General features: G+C 34.9%; 1 protein-coding gene. It reads right to left on the bottom strand.

What is annotated here, in order from left to right; all coding sequences use genetic code 11:
• Positions 1-47: 47 nt before the first annotated feature.
• Positions 48-1,250, bottom strand: a complete 1,203-nt coding sequence (locus CLV55_RS12755) for an IS256 family transposase (RefSeq protein ID WP_112114178.1) — start codon at positions 1,248-1,250, stop codon at positions 48-50.
• Positions 1,251-1,365: the final 115 nt, after the last annotated feature.

Raw genomic sequence — 1,365 nt, 5'->3', positions numbered from 1 at the left:
GACACTATCCCAAAAAGTGTGTAAGTTGAAAAGTCAAGGCTTCGTTTTTATAATCGGAGTCTTTTGTCAAAAATAAGGATAAATTGGTTTAAAACCATACCCCAATTTCGAATAGGCATTGTCCATTTTTTGGTTGCTTCATGTAGAGCCAAATATACAGATTTTAAAACAGCATCATCCGTTGGGAATGACATTTTATTTTTGGTGTATTTTCTAATTTTTCCATTAAGATTTTCGATTAGATTTGTAGTGTAAATGATTTTCCTAATTTCTATGGGAAAGTCAAAAAAGACAGTCAATTCGTCCCAGTTATCTCGCCAGGATTTGATTGCATAAGAATATTTGGCTTCCCATTTGTCTGCAAAATCGTTTAAAGCCAGTTCTGCGGATTGTTTAGTTGGAGCATTGTAAATATGCTTCATATCGGCTGTAAATTGTTTTCTGTCTTTCCATACAACATATTTACAGGCGTTTCTAATTTGATGAACCACACAGATTTGTGTTTGGGATTCAGGAAAAACACTTCGGATTGTTTGAGTAAATCCGTTTAAATTGTCAGTAGCGGTTATGAGTATATCTTCAACGCCACGAGCCTTTAAATCAGTTAAAACACTCATCCAAAAACTACTGCTTTCATTCTTACCCAACCACATTTCAAGAACTTCTTTTTTGCCATCCCTATTGAGTCCCACGGCTAAATAGATAGTTTTGTTGATGACTTTTGAGCCTTCCCTGACTTTGAAAACAATACCATCCATCCAAACAATTAAATAAAGGTCTTCTAGCGGTCTGTTTTGCCAAGTAAAGACATCATTAGTAATGGCACTAGTAATCCGAGATATGGTGGAAGAAGACACTTCAAAGTCATATACTTCTTTGATTTGTTCCTCTATATCACTAACACTCATTCCTTTGGCATAAAGTGAAATGATGACGTTCTCAACTCCTTGAGCAATATTTTCTCTTTTGGGAACAAGCATTGGGTTAAAAGAAGAATCTCTGTCACGAGGAACCTTGATTTGCTGCTGACCAAAGGTGGTCTTTATTTTCTTGGTTCCATGTCCGTCGCGATAATTTCCCGAGGTAGTTTTATCATGTTTTTCATTGTCTAAATGAGCATCAAGTTCGGCTTCAAGCATGTGTTCTACAGCTCGTTTGTGCATCGTTTGGAATAATGAGGTTAAATCTTCTGCATTCTTGAAGGATTTATAAAAATCCTTGTTGTTTAATAAGTCGTCTTTGTCAATCATAACTATGTAAATGTATTAAATGTTAAAAAGTTATTTCCGAAAATTTTTGAGCTTTTTGAATTAGCTCAAATTTTCAGAATAACTTTTCAACTTACACAGTTTGTGAAACACTACC

It is taken from the genome of Flavobacterium aciduliphilum (genome assembly GCF_003268855.1).
GTDB lineage: Bacteria > Bacteroidota > Bacteroidia > Flavobacteriales > Flavobacteriaceae > Flavobacterium > Flavobacterium aciduliphilum.
This window is presented reverse-complemented; position numbering and strand designations above follow the sequence as displayed.

Coding starts and splice junctions, on each gene's coding strand:
- CLV55_RS12755 (WP_112114178.1), bottom strand. CDS start 1,250: ATGATTGACAAAGACGACTTATTAAACAACAAGGATTTTTATAAATCC.